The sequence below is a fragment of the Nostoc sp. PCC 9305 genome, assembly GCF_963920915.1.
In the GTDB taxonomy this organism is placed as follows: Bacteria; Cyanobacteriota; Cyanobacteriia; order Cyanobacteriales; family Nostocaceae; genus Nostoc.
In genome coordinates, this window is record NZ_CAWUDN010000002.1 from 32,210 (window position 1) to 50,846 (window position 18,637).

Consider the following 18,637-nt stretch of genomic DNA (forward strand, 5'->3'; position numbering starts at 1 on the left):
TCGAGATGTCGGGGATCTAAATCCAGCTGTATATTATTTATTCTTTTAACCTTTTGCTAGCAGTTTCTTAACGTTGCCGAGATAAGTTGAGGTTGCTGAATATGGATTAATACTAGTAAAACCAGTAGCTTTCTTAACTACAAAATAGTTTTTTTTGATAGTGATATTGCGATTGTCAATTTAACTTGATTATGTAGGCAAATTATTGCTGAACATCAGCTTTTCAGGCAATTTTCAAACAATACAAAATAAATTGAAGGAGACGTTATTAATGGCTTTGACACAAGGCGATATTGCGACCAACAATAACTCCAGCATTTTGCAGAAAGTTGGCAGCTTCACCAGTACTAATGGAGCCGAAATATCCGCCTTTGATTCTGGAAGCGATCGCTTATTTGTCGTTGCTGGCAGCATAGTTGAAATTTATAATGTCAGCAATACAGGCACGCTAACCTCTGCTGGTTCTTTGACAACAGGATTTACGCCTCCCGCAGGGACACAAGCTATTCCCAACAGCGTTGCGGTGAAAAATGGTATTGTCGCAGTCGCCTACGCCATCCAAAACACCAGTACAAATGCCCAGCAGACGGGACAGGTGAGTTTCTACAATGCCGCCGGCACATTCTTGAACTCGGTGGCGGTGGGTGCATTACCCGATATGCTCACCTTTACGCCTGATGGCACGAAGGTATTAGTAGCAAATGAGGGAGAACCCAACAGCTACGGGCAAGTAAATTCGGTAGATCCTGAAGGTTCAGTCAGTATTATTAACATTGCTGGTGGCGTGGCGAATGCAACCGTTGCTCAAGCCTCATTTACGAGCTTCAATAACCAGATTGCAACACTCAAAGCCGCAGGTGTACGGATTACTGGCCCCGGCTCGACGGTGGCACAAGACTTAGAACCAGAGTATATTGCTGTATCTCCAGACGGTCAAACTGCACGGATTACCTTGCAAGAAAATAATGCGATCGCCATTCTGGATATTGCCAGCGCCACCATCACCGATATTTTGCCTCTGGGTACGAAAAATTACAATCTTCCAGGTAATGGATTGGATGCTAGCGATCGCGACCTAACCAGCAGTAGTGGTAAAATTAATATTCAGAATTGGCCAGTATTTGGGTTATATCAACCCGATGCGATCGCTAGCTTCAGTGCCAACGGACAGACTTACTACATCACCGCCAACGAAGGAGATTCCCGCGACTACGCTGGTTTTAGCGAGGAAATCCGGGTTGGCGCAGCCGGATATGTTTTAGATCCAACTGTTTTTCCCAATGCGGCTACCCTGAAGCAAAATACCAACCTGGGACGGTTAACCGTTACAAATGCCACAGGAGACACCGACGGAGACGGAGATTTTGACCGCATCGAAGCATTTGGGGGACGTTCCTTTTCGATTTGGGACGCCAGCGGCAATCAGATATTCGACAGTGGCGACCAATTTGAACAAATCACCGCAACCAAAGTACCAACTCTGTTTAACTCAGATGGTGCGGCTGATACCTTTGACACTCGTAGCGATAACAAAGGGCCAGAACCCGAAGGCGTGGCGATCGGAGTCATCAACAACCGCACCTATGCTTTTATTGGTTTAGAACGCACTGGCGATGTCATCGTTTACGAAGTGACAAATCCCAACAAACCAAGTTTTGTTCAATATATTAACACTCCTGAAGATATTGCGATCGAAGGGCTAACCTTTGTCTCGGCGGCTGACAGTCCCACAGGCAAGCCTTTGTTAGTTACTACAGCCGAAGTCAGCAAGACGGTTGCGGTATTTGAAGTAACTCCATCCGTTCGGATTAGCGACATTCAGGGAACGGGGCATATCTCATCCTTTAGAAATCAGACTGTCAGCAATGTAGCGGGAATTGTCACAGTTAAAGCAAGTAACGGTTTTTACTTGCAAGACCCCACTCCAGACAGCGACGAGCGCACTTCTGAAGGTATTTTTGTTTTCACCTCATCAGCGCCAACCGTATCCGTCGGCGATTCGGTATTAGTCAGTGGAACAGTTACAGAATTTCGTCCCGGTAACGATGCCAATAATTTAACCAAAACACAAATCACTACTCCCACAATTGTTACCGTTTCTAGTGGCAACGATCTACCCACTGCTACAATCCTTGGTAATGGTGGCAGAACTATCCCGACAACGGTAATCGATAACGACACGATCGCTAATATCGAAACTGGAACAACCACCTTCGATCCTGTCCAGGATGGCATCGACTTCTATGAAAGCTTAGAAGGAATGCTGGTACAGGTGAATAACCCAATTACTACTTCACCCACTGCAAGCTTTGGCACATCAGAGGAAATTTGGGTATTAGCAGACAATGGCGCAAATGCTACAGGTAGAACGGTTCGCGGTGGGAGCCTGATTAGTGCTTCAGACTTCAATCCTGAGCGGATTCAAATTGACGATCTCAACAATGCCTTAGTGCTGCCTGAAGTTAATGTTGGTACGCAACTTAGCAATATTGTTGGTGTCGTTGACTACAGCTTCAACAACTATGAAGTTCTAGTATCGGCTGCTCCCACAGTAGTACAGAACAGTAACATTCAAAAAGAAGTCACTAACCTAACTTCTACCACCAACCAACTGGCGATCGCTACCTACAACGTCGAAAACCTCGATCCAAGTGACGATCCAACCAAATTTAACAACCTCGCTAATCGCATTGTTAATAATCTCAAATCACCAGATATCATTAGTCTCGAAGAAATTCAGGACAATAACGGTGCAACCAATGATAGCGTCGTTGATGCCAGCACTACCTTCCAAAAGTTAATTGATACAATTACTGCTGCTGGTGGCCCCACGTATCAATATCGCCAAATTAACCCAGTAGACGATACGAACGGCGGTGAACCTGGTGGAAATATCCGGGTAGGTTTCTTGTTTAATCCCAATCGTGTCAACTTTGTAGATCGCCCTGGCGGTACTTCCACCACCAACACCACAGTTACCAATGTTTCTGGTGTTCCTACAATTTCTAATAGTCCTGGTTTAATTGACCCCACCAATTCCGCCTTTACCAGCAGTCGTAAGCCGTTAGTAGGTGAATTTACTTTCAACGGTGAAACTGTTTATGTAATTGGCAACCACTTTAATTCTAAAGGTGGCGACCAACCATTATTTGGGCCGAATCAACCACCAACTCTCAGTAGTGAAACCCAGCGCCAGCAACAAGCTACCCTGGTGAAAAATTTTGTTGAGAGTATTTTAGCGATCGCTCCCAATGCCAATGTAATAGTGGCGGGTGACTTAAATGACTTTGAGTTTTCCAACCCCGTCAACACCCTAGAAAGCGCTGGACTGACTTCCTTAATTGAAACTTTGCCGCAAAATGAGCGTTACACCTACAACTTTGAAGGTAACGCCCAAACCCTTGACCACGTTTTAGTTAGTAACAACTTGCTCAACAAGCTGGATGGTTATGATGTAGTTCACATCAACTCAGAGTTTGCCGATCAAGATAGCGATCATGACCCTAGCGTAGCTCGGTTTAATCTCCCTAAAAACAATGCTCCCACGGTAGTACAGCCAATTGACGACCAAATCATTTCTACCAATAAAGCTTTTTCTTTCAATATCAATAACAAATTTGCTGATGTAGATCCAGGTGACACCCTGACTTACAGTGCAACAGGTTTACCCACTGGTTCTAGTATCGTTGCCAACACAGGTGTGATATCCGGCACTATCTCCCAAATCGGCATTTTTGCAGTCACAGTTACCGCTGCTGATCCTAAAGGCGCTAATGTTAGCGATACCTTTGACCTGACTGTTGCCAATAACAAGGCGACATCTGGCAACGATATCATCTTTGTCAACGAACTTACTGGTTTGAACAGATATATAGTCAATGCTCTAGCAGGGAGCGATCGCGTCATCGGCACTAATACCAGTGAACTAATCGACGGTGGAGCAGGCAATGATTACCTGGATGGCAAGGGAGGCATAGATGTACTCCTTGGTGGCGATGGCAACGACACAATCTTTGGTGGACTTGCCAGTGATGCACTTTCTGGGGGCAATGGCAACGACCGCCTGATAGGTTGGGGCGGTGGCACAAACGAAATCGACCTCCTCAACGGCGAACAAGATGCAGATACTTACGTTTTAGGTGATGCCACTTCAGCTTTCTATACCAGTTCTCGCAACAATGATTATGCCGATATTCTCAACTTTCAAGCAAGCGATCTAATTCAGCTTAAGGGAGTTGCTAACAATTACTTACTAGGATCAGTGAGATCGGCTGTAGGCATTTTCACCAACAATGGAACGGAATTAATTGCTGTTGTGGAAAACGGGTTAAACCGCAATACAAATTTGGCAACAGATACTCGTTTCGTCTTTATTTAACGCAGATTTAATCGAACTCCGATTTTTTCTCTGTGTACTCTGCGCCTCTGCGGTTCCCTATTCCCAATTTTCAAAGCAGTCTCATGTCTAGAATCTATCTCAGAATTAAACATGGTAACTACTAATACAATTCGCTTTTCTCAATTCAACGCTTCTTTAAATCGTAATGCCAAAGGTCAGTTAGTCAGCGATTTGTCTACCCCCGACAACGCTCAAGCAAAGGCAGTTGCAGAAATCATCCAGCGTAATAACCCGGATGTGTTGCTAATTAACGAGTTTGACTACTCCCCGGAGGCAGTTCAACTATTCCAGCAAAATTACCTAGCCGTCAGCCAGAATGGTACAACACCCGTTGACTACCCCTACTTCTACATCGCTCCTTCCAATACAGGTATTGCCTCTGGGTTTGACTTAAACAACAATGGCACAGCAGTTACAACCCTAGGTGCAGGTGGATATGGCGATGACGCTTTCGGATTCGGGAATTTCCCTGGTCAATACGGGATGTTGCTGTTGTCCAAATATCCCATCGACACTGCCAACATCCGCACCTTCCAAAACTTTCTATGGAAGGATATGCCCAATGCTTTGCTTCCTGACGATCCGACAACACCACAGCCAAATGATTGGTATTCTCAGGAGGAATTGGCAGTTCTACGCCTTTCTTCTAAAAGTCACTGGGATATACCTATACAAGTAAACGGTGAGACAATTCATGTCCTCGCCAGCCACCCCACACCCCCAACCTTTGATGGTGTGGAAGACCGCAACGGTAAGCGCAACCACGACGAGATCCGTTTTTGGGCAGACTATATTACCCCTGGTAATAGTAATTACATTTACGATGATGAGGGTAAAACTGGCGGTATTGCTGCTGGGTCAAGCTTTGTGATTGTGGGCGATCAAAATGCAGATCCGTTAGATGGTGATAGTTTTGACAACGCTATTCGCCAACTCTTGCAAAATCCCAACATCAATACTAATGTCATCCCTACCAGTCTGGGTGCACGCCAACAAGCAGACTTACAAGCTGGTGCAAACGCTAGCCAAAAGGGTAATCCTAGTTTTGACACCGCAGACTTTGCTGATAACACTCCCGGAAACCTGCGGACTGACTATGTGCTACCCTCAGCTAACCTGACAATTGCCAACTCAGGAGTATTTTGGCCTCTAAATACTGATTCAACGTTTCCTTTGGTAGGTACTTTTCCCTTCCCCAGTTCTGACCATCACTTGGTGTTCGCAGATGTACAAACCGGAGCAACGGAACCAGGTAAAACCATTCCCAATGTAAGATTTGTGGGGCAGAGTACTTTTACCACAGGCTTTATTCCTGCTGGTGTAGCGGGAACGGTGAATGGGGTACAAACTCCACTAGGCGGACTATCTGGTGTCACTTACGATGCTTTGAATAACTGCTATTACGCCATCTCAGACGATCGCTCCCAAGTTGCACCTGCCCGCTTTTATACCTTCACTGCCGATTCTGGAGTGACTTTTACTAATGTTACTCCCCTAAAAGATACCAACGGCAATTTTTTTGCAACCAACAGCCTCGACACAGAAGGCATTGCTTTAACTAACAATGGCACAGTCTTCATCTCTTCAGAAGGCGAAGTTAATCCTACTGCTGGTCGCGTTACCAATCCCTTTATTAAAGAGTTTTCGCTGACTACAGGGCAAGAAGTGGCATCGCTACCTGTTCCCAGCAAATTCTTACCAGTAGTTGAAGATACCAACAGCAACGGTATCGTCGATGCGGGTGATACGCAGATATCAGGTGTTTACAATAACTTAGCCTTTGAAAGCCTCACTATTACACCCGACCAGAAAACCCTATTCACTGCGACTGAAAACGCACTGTCTCAAGATGGATTAAAGGCTTCACTCACCAGTGGCAGCCCTTCCCGGATTCTGCAATACAATCTGGTTACTGGACAACCAGAAAAAGAATATCTCTACATTACCGATGCGATTCCCGAAGCGCCCAACCCTAGCACAGGTTCAGCTGACAATGGTTTGGCAGATTTACTTGCGATCGATAATCGTGGCACTTTCTTAGCGTTAGAACGTTCCTTTGCCCAAGGTATAGGCAACACCATCAAAATCTATGAAGTTTCTTTGCAAGGTGCAACAGATATTAGCTTCTACGATTCTCTCAACAATCTGAGTACTGAACAACTAGCAGCTATCAAACCTGCTCAAAAGCGCTTACTGTTGAATTTAAATGACTTAAACCTGCCTAACGGTACAGATAACATTGAGGGTATTACCTTTGGCCCCAAACTAGCAGATGGTAGCCAGTCGATTCTACTAGTAAGTGATAACAACTTCAACCAAAGCCAATTTACCCAAATCCTGACTTTGGATGCAGACTTAGTTCCAACTGCTGCACCCACACTAGAAACCCGTCCCGATTTGTTGGATGATGAAACACTGCCAGTAGATCAACGTGCCGATGCTGATGATCCTGCGATCTATGTTAATGCTACAAATTCTGCTGATAGCCTAGTATTAACCTCAGTGAAAAATGGCGGACTGCGGATTTATGACTTGTCTGGTAATTTGTTAGAGACAGTTAATCCCGGTGGCATTCGCTACAATAACATTGACCTGCAATACGGTTTTAAATTAGGCAATCAATCTATTGATATTGCGATCGCTAGCGATCGCCAAAATGATAAACTAGCAATCTTCAAAATTAACCCCAACCCCAACACCGCCGGACAATATTTGGAAGATATCACCGATAGCAATATTGGTACAATCTTTCAAGCATCACCTTTTGAACCTCCCTATTCCGCATCAACTCGCAGTTCTTACGGACTTACCTTATACCGTAGCCCCGTAACTAATGATTACTATGTCTTTACCAGTCGCCGCCAAACTGGAGATATAGCTCAATTCAAATTAATCGACAAAGGTAATGGCCAAATTGGCGCGGAACTGGTGCGGGAGTTCACCATCCCTTCGCCCACTACAGCAGGGCGTTCTCCCCAAACAGAGGGTATGGTGGTTGACCAAGAAACAGGCTTTCTCTACATAGCCCAAGAAGATGTGGGCATCTGGAAATTCCAGGCAGAACCGGACGGTGGTACAACAGGCAAGCTGATCGATCGCGTTCGTTTTGAGGGTGGTTCTCACCTCACCGATGATGCCGAAGGGTTAACCATTTACTACGGCAAAAATGGCACAGGTTACTTGCTAGCATCCAGCCAAGGTGACAATACCTTTGTTGCTTACACCCGTGAAGGTAACAACGAATACGTGGGTAACTTTGCCATTGGTAACAATGGGCCAATTGACAGCGTACAAGAGTCAGATGGTGCTGATGTGATTAACGTGCCACTGGGGCCTAACTTCCCATTTGGTTTATTTGTCACCCAAGATGGCTCCAATGAACCTGCCAAGACCATCGATGGCGAAAACGTCAGTTCTAACTTTAAGCTGGTGCCTTGGGAGAATATAGCCAATTCTTTCCCCAATTCTTTAAATATCGACACCACTAGTTACGATCCTCGCAATCCTGTCGCCCAACCCAAACTGACTATCTATGAATTTGAAAACCTACCCAAACTAGGCACAACCTCTGAAAATCAAGATATTTTCTTGGGTGGTTTTTCTGGGTTATATTTCCAAGGTTTTGCAGCAAATGGCAACCTGAAATTTGTCACCAACACAGATCGTGGCCCCAATGGAGAACCTGATGGTGTCAAAAGACCATTTTTATTACCCGATTTCCAGCCAGAAATAGTCAGTTTTGAACTCAACCGCACCACAGGTGAAATCAGCATTACCAACAGAACAGAACTATTTCGCCAAGATGGAACAACGCCATTAACGGGATTGCCCAATTTGCAAGCTGTAGGAAACGGTTTAGCCTACACAGATGAAATTGCTGTTGACTTAGACAACAATGTTTTAGCTAACGATCCTTTAGGTGCTGACTTAGAGGGTATTGTCGTTGCGGAAAATGGAGATTACTGGCTAGTAGATGAGTACCGTCCGGCAATTTACCATTTTGACACTAATGGTAAGCTGATTGACCGCTTTATCCCTCAAGGAACTGCCGCACCCAACCCAGATCAATCAGCTGGAACTTTTGGCACTGAGGTATTGCCAGCAGTTTATGCCCAACGCCGCAATAACCGAGGATTTGAAGCTGTCGCCCTAGAAGGTAACAAATTATATGCCTTTATTCAGAGTCCAATTGATAATCCAGATGTCGCCAATGATGCGACTTCCAAAGCTTCTCTCAATCTCCGAATTCTAGAGTTTGATATTGTCAGCAAGCAGGTAACAGGAGAATATTTATATCGCCTAGAAGGTTTACCAGGAACCGATAAGCTTGGCGATGCAGTTTCTTTGGGTAACGGCAAATTTGCAGTAGTTGAACGAGATGATAATGGTACATCTGCTGGCAATAAACTAATTTACCAAATTGATTTAGGTGGCGCGACCAACATCAACAACCCTGCTAACTTTACCTTGCCAGTTGGTAAAACTATTGAACAATTGACCTCTGCGGAGTTAGCTACTGCCAATATTACCCCTGTCAGCAAGAGTTTAATTGCTAATGCTGCTCAGTTGGGTTATACCGGAGTGGAAAAATTAGAAGGTCTAGCATTAGTAGCACCCAATACTCTAGCCTTGATTAACGATAACGACTTCAACATTACAGGTAATACGCCTGCGGAAAAACTCGGTATTCTCGAATTACCCAATAATTTGAAAACTGTACAGCCTACTTTCCCGAACGGTTTTGGTTCTAGCAACAGCGATACTGTCAATCTTGAGCCAGGGCAATTCTTTAATGCTGGTGATGGAGCAGACTTTGTAGAAGGTGCTGAAGGTAACACAATCCTGGCTGGAAACGGAGATGACACAGTGCTTGCAGGGAATAACTCTTCAGTTTTCGGGGAAGATGGTAGCGATCGCATATTTATCGGCCAAAATGGCCCAGTTCAAAATACCAGTGCTGATGGTGGCAGTGGTGATGATGCTATTACCGTGGTGGAAGCCAGTGGTAGTAATAATTTGTTTGGAGCAGCAGGTGATGATACTCTCACAGTAATTGAAGGTTCTCGTCAATCATTATTTGGTGGCTCAGGTAACGACACTCTCACGAGTAACGGTAGCAATAACCGTCTCTACGGTGGTTCTGGAGATGACAAACTCTTCTCAAATGCCAGTGATTCCCTATTTGGTGGCGATGGTGATGATGTCCTATTTGCTGGTCAACAGGGTGGCGATCGCCTCAGTGGTGGTACTGGTGCTGACCAATTTTGGATTGCTAACGCCAGTCTGCCAACTAGCAAGAACATTGTGACTGATTTTACAGTTGGCATTGATAAAATTGGGCTGGGCGGTATTGCTGTAACTCAGTTTAGTGCTTTAACACTATTACAACAAGGTAGTGACACCCTAGTGAAAACAGGAAATACCGAGTTAGTTTCATTGACAGGAATTACATCAAATACTCTCACAGCAAATGACTTTGTTTTCTCTGCCAGTCTTGTGGCTTAATTTGTTCGCCTAGCGTGATTGTTACATCTTCATTAAACAACCAAAGTTCATGAATCTGTACTCAATCATTATTGCAAAAGCAATTAAATAGAAGGTTTATAAAGCAATACAGTTCAGATAAGACCAAAATACTTGTAGAGACGGCGATTTATCGCGTCTTAAAACCCACGATCTTGTACAAGTAGCCCTTAACTGAACTGTATTGGGTTATAAAGAACTTATTATCTGACAAAAGTTACAAAAGAGACATTATCTCAATGTATAAAAAATAATTTTTAACATCATCAAAAATATGCACAAAATTGTTAATTGCATATTAAGTACAAGATTGCAATACAAGATTTCTTAACCAGTCCACAATTTATTCACAACTTTTGCTATGTACCTTAATTAATATGCAATTTACATTGTTAATTAAAATACCAAACAGCTCTAGGGTAATGGCAATTGTAGTGGTGGTTGACATTTAATAGTTCAGATTTAAAAAGCTGACAAATCAATTACATCTTTGCAGCCTAAAACTATTAGTTTTTCCTTACCATATTATTTTTTTGATTGCACTAGAGCGAAGACCATCTCAACAATTAAACACAGGGAGATTCTCTTTCATGGCTAAGAACGTCATCATAATGATTGGGGATGGTATGGGCTGGGAAATGGCTCGTGCTGCGTCCATCTACAAAGAGATTCAAAATGGTAAGACAGGCGCTAATCTGAGTGATTTTTATACACAGGGTAAGGGTCAAGGACTCAACTTTCAAACACTCCAAGGCTACGGTTTGGCAACTACCTACGGGACAACGATCGCCGATAGTAATGGAGTTTTTAGTACTGCTAATTCCGCCCTTGACGGGACTAATCCGATCACAGGAGAAAGCCCAGTTCGCCCTGGTTTCACCTTCGATCCAACTTTTAACCAAGGTAATACCCCAACAGGTGGTGCAAAAGTCAGTGATGGTACTGTTGGAAACCTAGTAGGTTATGACCCTACCAAAGGTGGTGTTAACCCTTGGACTTCCGGTAACGATCCTGAATATATTAAGTACAGCTATCCTGATTCTGCAAACACCGCAACAACTCTCTACACTGGCGTTAAGAGCTACAACAACGCTGTTGGCGTTGATATTTTCGAGAATCCTCTAGAAACAATTCTCAAAACTGCAAATGAAGTTGGTAAATCTACTGGTTTAGTAACTTCAGTTCCCATTGACCACGCGACACCTGCTGCTGCTGCTGCCAACGTTAACCGTCGCAGCAAGTATGATGCTGACTATCCGGCATTAGACAACATCCTGCAACAGCAACTCCGTGTCTATCAACCAACAGTATTACTTGGTGGTGGACACCCACTCTCTGCTCCTGGAGACTTATTACCAGCAGGGGTTGAGCCGAATACGAGCAATGAATACATTAGTCAATCTACCTACACAGAACTTAGCACTAAACCAACAAACAACCTCTACGATTACACCTTTTTAGAGCGGGGTGAGAATGCCGCCCAGAAACTCGCTGAAACTGCGGCGACAATCGATCCAGAAAAAGGCGATCGCCTCTTCGGTCTGTACGGTGCGCGCGGTCAAAATGGTAATTTGCCTGTAAGTTCTGCTAACGGCGACTACAGCACTACTGGTTTAGATATGTTCAGCGTTTTCACTAACCAAGGTGATAACGCCAAAGTAGACACCACACGTCCCCTGCTTCCCGGAGAGACGGATGCATCTTTCATTGCCAAAGAGGTTAACGAAAACCCAACCCTCAATGACTTGACAAATGCTGCATTAGATGTATTGGGTAAAGACCCCGATGGTTTCTGGTTAATGGTTGAGGGTGGCGATATTGATTGGTCTGCCCATGATAACAATATAGATAACTTGATCGGCACCACCTTGGACTTCGATAAAGCAATTGGATCTACGATTGACTGGATCGATAACAATGGTGGTTGGGATGAAAACCTACTAATTGTTACAGCTGACCACGATCACTATCTGACTCTCGACGGTGATTTTCCAACTTTAGTACAAAATCTAGGTGCTGAAACATTAACCAATATGGATACTCCAGCAGAAGTTGGACATTACTGGGGGTCTGATCCCAATGTCAAGTATGGTTGGGGAACTCACACCAACCGTCCCGTACCTGTTTACTACCAAGGTGCTGGTTCTGAAGTGTTAAATAGCTTGGTAGGTAAAGGTTATAACGCCTACGGTTCTGAGATTCCAGGAATTGCGGGTTTAAACGATCAAACCCACATCTACCAAACGATGTTTGCTTCAATAGTGCCAAAAGTTGAGTTAGTAGGTTTTGCCTCTTTACCTGCTGATACCTTTAGTAATGGGCCAGCTTCTGGTGCAGACATTTCAGCCAATGGTAGAACCGGGCCTTTCCCAGGACAGCCAATACAAGGCTTTAGCGGTGTTCAATTTGCTAACAGCAACTCTTTGTATTTCCTGTCAGATAACGGTTACGGTAGCAAAGATAATAGTGAAGACTTTTTATTGCGGATCAATCGTCTCGACCCGAATTTTAAGGGAACAGAGAATGGAGACGGCAGCGTTAAAGTTTTAGACTACATTCAACTGTCTGACCCTAACAACAAAGTTCCTTTTGAAATTGTGAATGAGGGAACTACTGGAAGATTACTGACTGGTGCAGACTTTGATGTAGAGTCATTCGTCTTTGATAAAGACGGGACAATTTGGGTTGGAGAAGAGTTTGGCCCCTACCTGCTGCATTTTGATGCCACTGGTAAGTTATTAGAAGCTCCCATCGCTACACCCGACCGATTCAAAACTTTAGATGGAGAAGCACCTAAAGTAATTGGTCATAGAGGTGCAAGTGGCTATCGTCCAGAACACACCTTAGAGTCTTATAAGCAAGCAATTGCAAGAGGCGCTGACTTTATTGAGCCTGACTTGGTAGTTACAAAAGATGGTGTGCTAATTGCTCGTCATGAGCCAGCTTTAGCAGTTTTGAATGCTGATGGTACTGTCAATTTCAGCAACACAACCACAGATGTTTACAAGCATCCAGAGTTTGCCGATCGCAAAAAAACAGTAAGTTTGGATGGAAACACAATTACAGGTTGGTTTGCAGAAGACTTTACTTTAGCTGAAATCAAGACTTTACGCGCAGAAGAACGTCTACCTTTTAGAGATCACTCCTTTGACGGTCAATTTGAAATTCCTACCCTCACAGAAATCATCGATTTAGTTAAGCAAGTAGAAGCCGACACAGGTAAAAAGATTGGCATCTATCCTGAAACTAAGCATCCAACCTATTTGGCCGATGAAGCTACTTATGTAGGCACCACGGACAAAATCAACAGAAACATCAGTCAGTTACTAATTGATACGCTGAAGGCAAATAACTTCACTGACCCCAGTCGCATCTTCATCCAGTCCTTTGAAGTGGGCAACCTCAAAGAACTGCACGATCGCATTATGCCTGCGGCAGGGGTAGATATTCCACTTGTTCAATTACTAGATGCCAGTGACATTGACATCAACGGTAAAATCATCGAGAGTCAGCCTTATGATTTGAAAGTCAGTGGTGATACTCGCACCTATGGCGACTTACGAACTCCAGAAGGCTTGGCTGAAGTTGCCACTTATGCTGATGGCATTGGCCCTTGGAAGCGGATGATTGTTAGCGTCAAAGGTACTGATGCCAATGGTGATGGCAAAGCCGATGATGTGAATGGGGATGGAGCAGTCAATGATGCTGATAAAACAACATTACCTCCTTCAACCTTAATTCAAGATGCTCACAACGCAGGGTTGCAGGTTCATCCTTACACCTTCCGGGCGGAAGATCAATACTTAGCGGCAGATTACAAGGGCCAGCTAGCACTAGAAATTCAGCAGTTCTATCAATTAGGGGTAGATGCACTATTTAGTGATTTCCCAGATATCGCGGATGAAGTACGGGATCGACTCAGAGACGATCCTCAGTATAATGTGGTGCGATCGCCACAAAACCCAGATGTGCTTTCAGGTAATGCCTTTGCTAACTTGGGTGGTTCCAAAGGTTTTGAAGGTGGAGCAATTAATGCCAGCAAAACCAAGCTTTATTTCCTCCTAGAGGGTACGGTTCAAGGCGATACTCCTGGTGCTTTGCGGATTAACGAATTTGACCTTGCTAGCCACAAGTACACTGATAAAAAGCTGTACTACAGATTGGATAATCCAGCAAATGCGATCGGGGATTTAGCAGTCATTAATGATAATGAATACCTAGTCATTGAACGGGATAACAATCAAGGGGCTGCGGCTAAATTTAAGAGGATCTACAAAATAGACTTGTCTAAAACAGATTCTAATGGCTATGTCGCTAAAGAAGAAGTTGCAGACTTGTTAAATATCCAAGACCCCAACGACCTGAATGGGGATGGTAAGACGACCTTCGACTTCCCATTCCAAACCATTGAAAATGTTCTGGTTGTTGACAAAAATACCATTTTGGTAGCTAATGACAACAATTATCCCTTCTCTACAGGTCGTCCTGGAAACGATCCTCAAAATCCAGTTATAGACAACAATGAGATTCTACAACTGAAGTTAGAGAAGCCTCTTAATCTTGCTCCTGGCTTAGGTCAACCTCAAGCTGAAGAAATTAATTTTGGCTCCACTACCAGCGATGATATTACCGTTCAGCCAAATCAAACCTTATTTACAGGTGATGGAGCAGACTTTGTAGAGGGTAGCAAAGGTAACACAATCCAGACTGGAAACGGTGAAGACACGGTGTTAGTCGGCAGTGACTCTTCAGTGTCCACAGGAGAGGGTAACGATCGGATATTTATTGGTCAAAACGGCCCGGTTCAAAATATTACTGCTGATGGTGGCAATGGTAATGATGTTATTACCGTAGTGGAAGCCAGTGGAAGTAATAATTTACTTGGGGCGGCAGGTGATGATACTCTCTTTGTAGTTGAAGGTTCTCGTCAATCATTATTTGGTGGCTCAGGTAACGATACCCTTAGCAGTAGCGGTAGCAATAACCGTCTCAACGGTGGTTCTGGCGATGATAAACTCTTCTCTAATGTTAATGATTCCCTGTTTGGTGGCGATGGCGATGATGTGCTATTTGCTGGTCAACAGGGCGGTAATCGCCTCAGTGGTGGTACTGGTGTCGATCAATTCTGGATTGCTAACGCCAGTTTGCCAACTAGCAAGAATATTGTGACTGATTTTGCGATCGCCATTGATAAAATCGGGCTTGGCGGTGTTGGGATCGCACAATTTAGTGCTTTAACACTGTTGCAACAGGGTAGTGACACTATCGTGAAAACCGGAAATACAGAGTTGGTTTCATTGCTGGGAATTGCAGTAACTAGCCTTACAGCAAATGATTTCGTTTTTTCTGCTAGTGTCGTTTAACCAAAAGATGATTACAGCTTAGATTCAACATTCATTCATTAGTTAAGCTGTAGCGATTTTGCTAATGCGGGGGAATGATATTCCCTCGCTTTTTATATCTATTAGTAATTTTGTCTTTAAAAATCCTTCTCCTTTTTGTCCTAAATCTTAACTTGTTTATAACTTTCCTTAAACATTGAACAACTATCTTTTGAGACAGTAACCAAAGTTAAATTCATTTAATTATCTGCACTATTTTGTGTGGACACTAAGCATTTTGTCGCCAAATACTACTTATGTTTCTGTAGCCAATAATTTTTGCTGAGGTTGAGTGTAATTAATCGCTCAGTCCATAGACACACAATTGCTGTGATTAATTGTACTCACAATACTTAAGGAGTAGTCGACATGGCTGATACAAATGGCAACGGTAGAAATGTCATTATTTTTGTTGCAGATGGATTGCGTAACGGTTCTGTAAACCCCACTGATACCCCGACTTTATATAGCATCCGTCAGCAAGGAGTTAGTTTCGCCAATAGTCATTCGCTATTTCCGACATTTACCACCCCGAATGCTTCTGCGATCGCAACGGGGCATTATCTTGGTGATACAGGGGACTTTAGCAACACTATCTACACTGGTTTTCCGAGTGCTAATGCCAATGGTAGTGTCACACCATTCATCGAAAATGATGCGGTTTTGGGGGATATCGATGAAAAATTCCCAGGTAACAACTTTTTAGATGAAGAGTCACTTCTAGCTTACGCGCGATCGCAGGGTTTCAACACAGCAGCAGTTGGTAAATTAGGGCCTGTTGCCATCCAAGATGTTACCCAAGTTAATCGAGAAGGTGGTACTACAGGTACTATTCCTACTCCCGATACAATAATTATTGATGACACTACAAATGGTGCAACCCCGCCGCCTACAGCCGCCGGTTCACCTTCTGCTGTTCCACTCGATCCTGATATTGTTGCTCGTTTACAAGCCGCTGGTTTAGATGTAAAACCGACACCGCGAGTCCAGCCAGCTGGTAACAATACAACTCCAGGCACACTGGATGCCAATGTGGCTCAACAACAATACTTTGCAGATGCCACTACCAAAGTAATTTTACCCAAGTTTCAAGAAGATGGTAAACCATTCGCATTGGTTTACTGGTCAAGAGATCCTGATGGTAGTCAACACAATCAAGGTGATAGCTTAAACACTTTGACACCAGGTATTAATGGCCCTACTTCCAAAGCTGGGGTTAAAAATGCTGATGATAATTTAAAGCAGCTTCTTGACTATCTTAAAAGCACTGGCTTAGACAAGACTACTGATGTCTTTATTACTTCCGACCACGGTTTTTCTACCATCAGCAAACAAGCTATTGATAGCCAAGGCACAAAAACTACAAGTTATGCTGCCACTCAAACTTATGCTGGTGTAAATCCGGGATTTCTACCAGCAGGTTTTGTTGCAATTGATTTGGCTCACGATCTAGGTTTACCCTTATACGATCCTAACCCTACAACCCTTCCCCCAAACCTCAACCAGATCCAGTATGCAACTGTTGATGCCACAAAAGGTCAACGTCCTATTTCTGGGAATGGTGTAATTGGTGGTACAGGTGAGGTAATTAATGGCCAACTTGATCCAGGTACAAAGATAGTTGTAGCTGCTAATGGTGGATCTGACTTGATTTATCTGCCCAATGGCAATGCTAACTTTGCTAAACAGGTCGTGGATTTGCTTTCACAAAAAGACTACATCAGTGGTATTTTTGTAGACGATGCCTATGGAAACATTCCAGGTGCTTTACCACTGAGTGCGATCGGGCTAAAAGGTGATGCTAAAACACCAGTTCCATCTATAGTTATCAACTTCAAAAGCTTTAGCACCGACCCAAGTAACCCAAACAACCCTCAAGCTCAAGTAGAAATTGCTGATACAACTTTGCAGCAAGGGCAGGGGATGCATGGCAGCTTTGGTCGAGGTGATACCTTCAATAATATGGAGGCTATTGGCCCTGATTTTAAACAAGGCTATGTGGACTATGCGCCCGTCAGTAATGCTGATGTAACGCCTACACTTGCTCGGATTCTGGGGTTAGATATTCCTAGTAATGGCGATTTGAAAGGTCGTGCCATTACAGAAGCATTGGTGGGAGGCCCGGATACAGTTTCCTCCACAAAAAAAGTCTTGACTTCGGAAGAAACTACTAATGGTCAAGCAACAATTCTCGATTCTGAAAGTGTAGGCAATACTCATTACTTTACAGCCGCAGGGTTTGATGGTCGCACTGTTGGACTAACAACACTAGACCTTCAATTTGGTTCAACCAGTAGTGATGATGTCACCCTTAAGCCAAATCAAACCTTATTAACAGGTGACGGAGCAGACTTTGTAGCAGGTAATAAAGGTAACAAAATTCTGACTGGAAAGGGTGATGACACGTTGGTAGTTGGTAGTAACTCCTCTGTGTCCACAGGAGATGGTAACGATCAAGTTTTTATTGGCGTAAATAGCCCTGCTAGTAACACTAGTGCCGATGGTGGCAATGGTAATGACGAAGTTACCGTAGTGGAAGCCAATGGTAGTAATAATTTGTTCGGAGGCGCAGGTGCTGATACTCTCACAGTAGTTGAAGGTTCGCGTCAATTGTCCTTCGGTGGCTCAGGTAACGATACCCTCAAGAGTAACGGTAGCAATAACCGTCTATATGGTGGTTCTGGAGATGACAAACTCTTCTCCAGTGTGAATGATTCGCTGTTTGGTGGTGATGGCGATGATGTGCTATTTGCCGGTCAAGGAGGTGGCAATCGCCTCAGTGGTGGTGCTGGTATTGACCAATTCTGGATTGCTAACGCTAGTCTGCCAATTAGCAAGAACATCGTGACTGATTTTGCGATCGGTATTGATAAAATCGGGCTGGGCGGGATTGGTGTCACTCAGTTTAGTGCTCTAACCCTATTGCAACAGGGTGCTGACACTATCGTAAAAATCGGAAATACAGAGTTGGCTTCATTACTACAAATTACTTCAACTAACCTGACAACAAATGACTTCGTTTTCTCTGCTAGTGTTGTGGCTTAGTCTGTTGGCCTAGTGCAGTACGGCAGAAATAACTATCAGTTGAAACAGCGGTTTTTAATTACGTAGACTACAGCAAATAGTTGGTTATTGTGGGGTGGGCATTGTAATGCTCACCCTATTCTCGTTTTGCTGGAGTCCAACCTACCTCGAAGAGTTTACATTACTTATCAGTTGCTAAAATTGCAGTATTCCTTGTTCCTCAAGGTATTAATTCTTCTTGTTATCTCAAAATAAGCCTGCGTACAGTTAATATTCTCATTGCAAACATCTCTAAAGTTTTAATTTTCAA

The 18,637-nt window shown here is 43.8% G+C and carries 4 protein-coding genes; all 4 read left to right on the top strand.

What is annotated here, in order from left to right; all coding sequences use genetic code 11:
* The first annotated feature begins 271 nt into the window (after positions 1–271).
* The 4 genes from ACM0OX_RS01025 to ACM0OX_RS01040 all read left to right on the top strand — a co-directional run bounded on the left by ACM0OX_RS01025 (position 272) and on the right by ACM0OX_RS01040 (position 18,348).
* On the top strand, positions 272–4,378 hold the full coding sequence (locus ACM0OX_RS01025; protein ID WP_414512332.1) for a choice-of-anchor I family protein: 4,107 nt from the start codon (positions 272–274) through the stop codon (positions 4,376–4,378).
* A gap of 111 nt (positions 4,379–4,489) precedes the next feature.
* Complete coding sequence (locus tag ACM0OX_RS01030; protein WP_414512334.1) at positions 4,490–9,904, top strand: phytase; 5,415 nt, start codon at positions 4,490–4,492, stop codon at positions 9,902–9,904.
* 608 nt (positions 9,905–10,512) lie between these two features.
* Positions 10,513–15,285 carry an esterase-like activity of phytase family protein gene (locus tag ACM0OX_RS01035; RefSeq protein WP_414512336.1) on the top strand — a complete coding sequence of 1,591 codons (4,773 nt, stop codon included), beginning with the start codon at positions 10,513–10,515 and terminating at the stop codon, positions 15,283–15,285.
* Between the two features lie 387 nt (positions 15,286–15,672).
* Positions 15,673–18,348 carry an alkaline phosphatase family protein gene (locus ACM0OX_RS01040; protein WP_414512338.1) on the top strand — a complete coding sequence of 892 codons (2,676 nt, stop codon included), beginning with the start codon at positions 15,673–15,675 and terminating at the stop codon, positions 18,346–18,348.
* The last annotated feature ends 289 nt before the right edge of the window (positions 18,349–18,637 follow it).

What these genes read in the sequence shown, in the direction of transcription:
- ACM0OX_RS01030 (WP_414512334.1), top strand. Translation starts at nt 4,490, where the DNA reads ATGGTAACTACTAATACAATTCGCTTTTCTCAATTCAACGCTTCTTTA.
- ACM0OX_RS01040 (WP_414512338.1), top strand. Translation starts at nt 15,673, where the DNA reads ATGGCTGATACAAATGGCAACGGTAGAAATGTCATTATTTTTGTTGCA.
- ACM0OX_RS01025 (WP_414512332.1), top strand. Translation starts at nt 272, where the DNA reads ATGGCTTTGACACAAGGCGATATTGCGACCAACAATAACTCCAGCATT.
- ACM0OX_RS01035 (WP_414512336.1), top strand. Translation starts at nt 10,513, where the DNA reads ATGGCTAAGAACGTCATCATAATGATTGGGGATGGTATGGGCTGGGAA.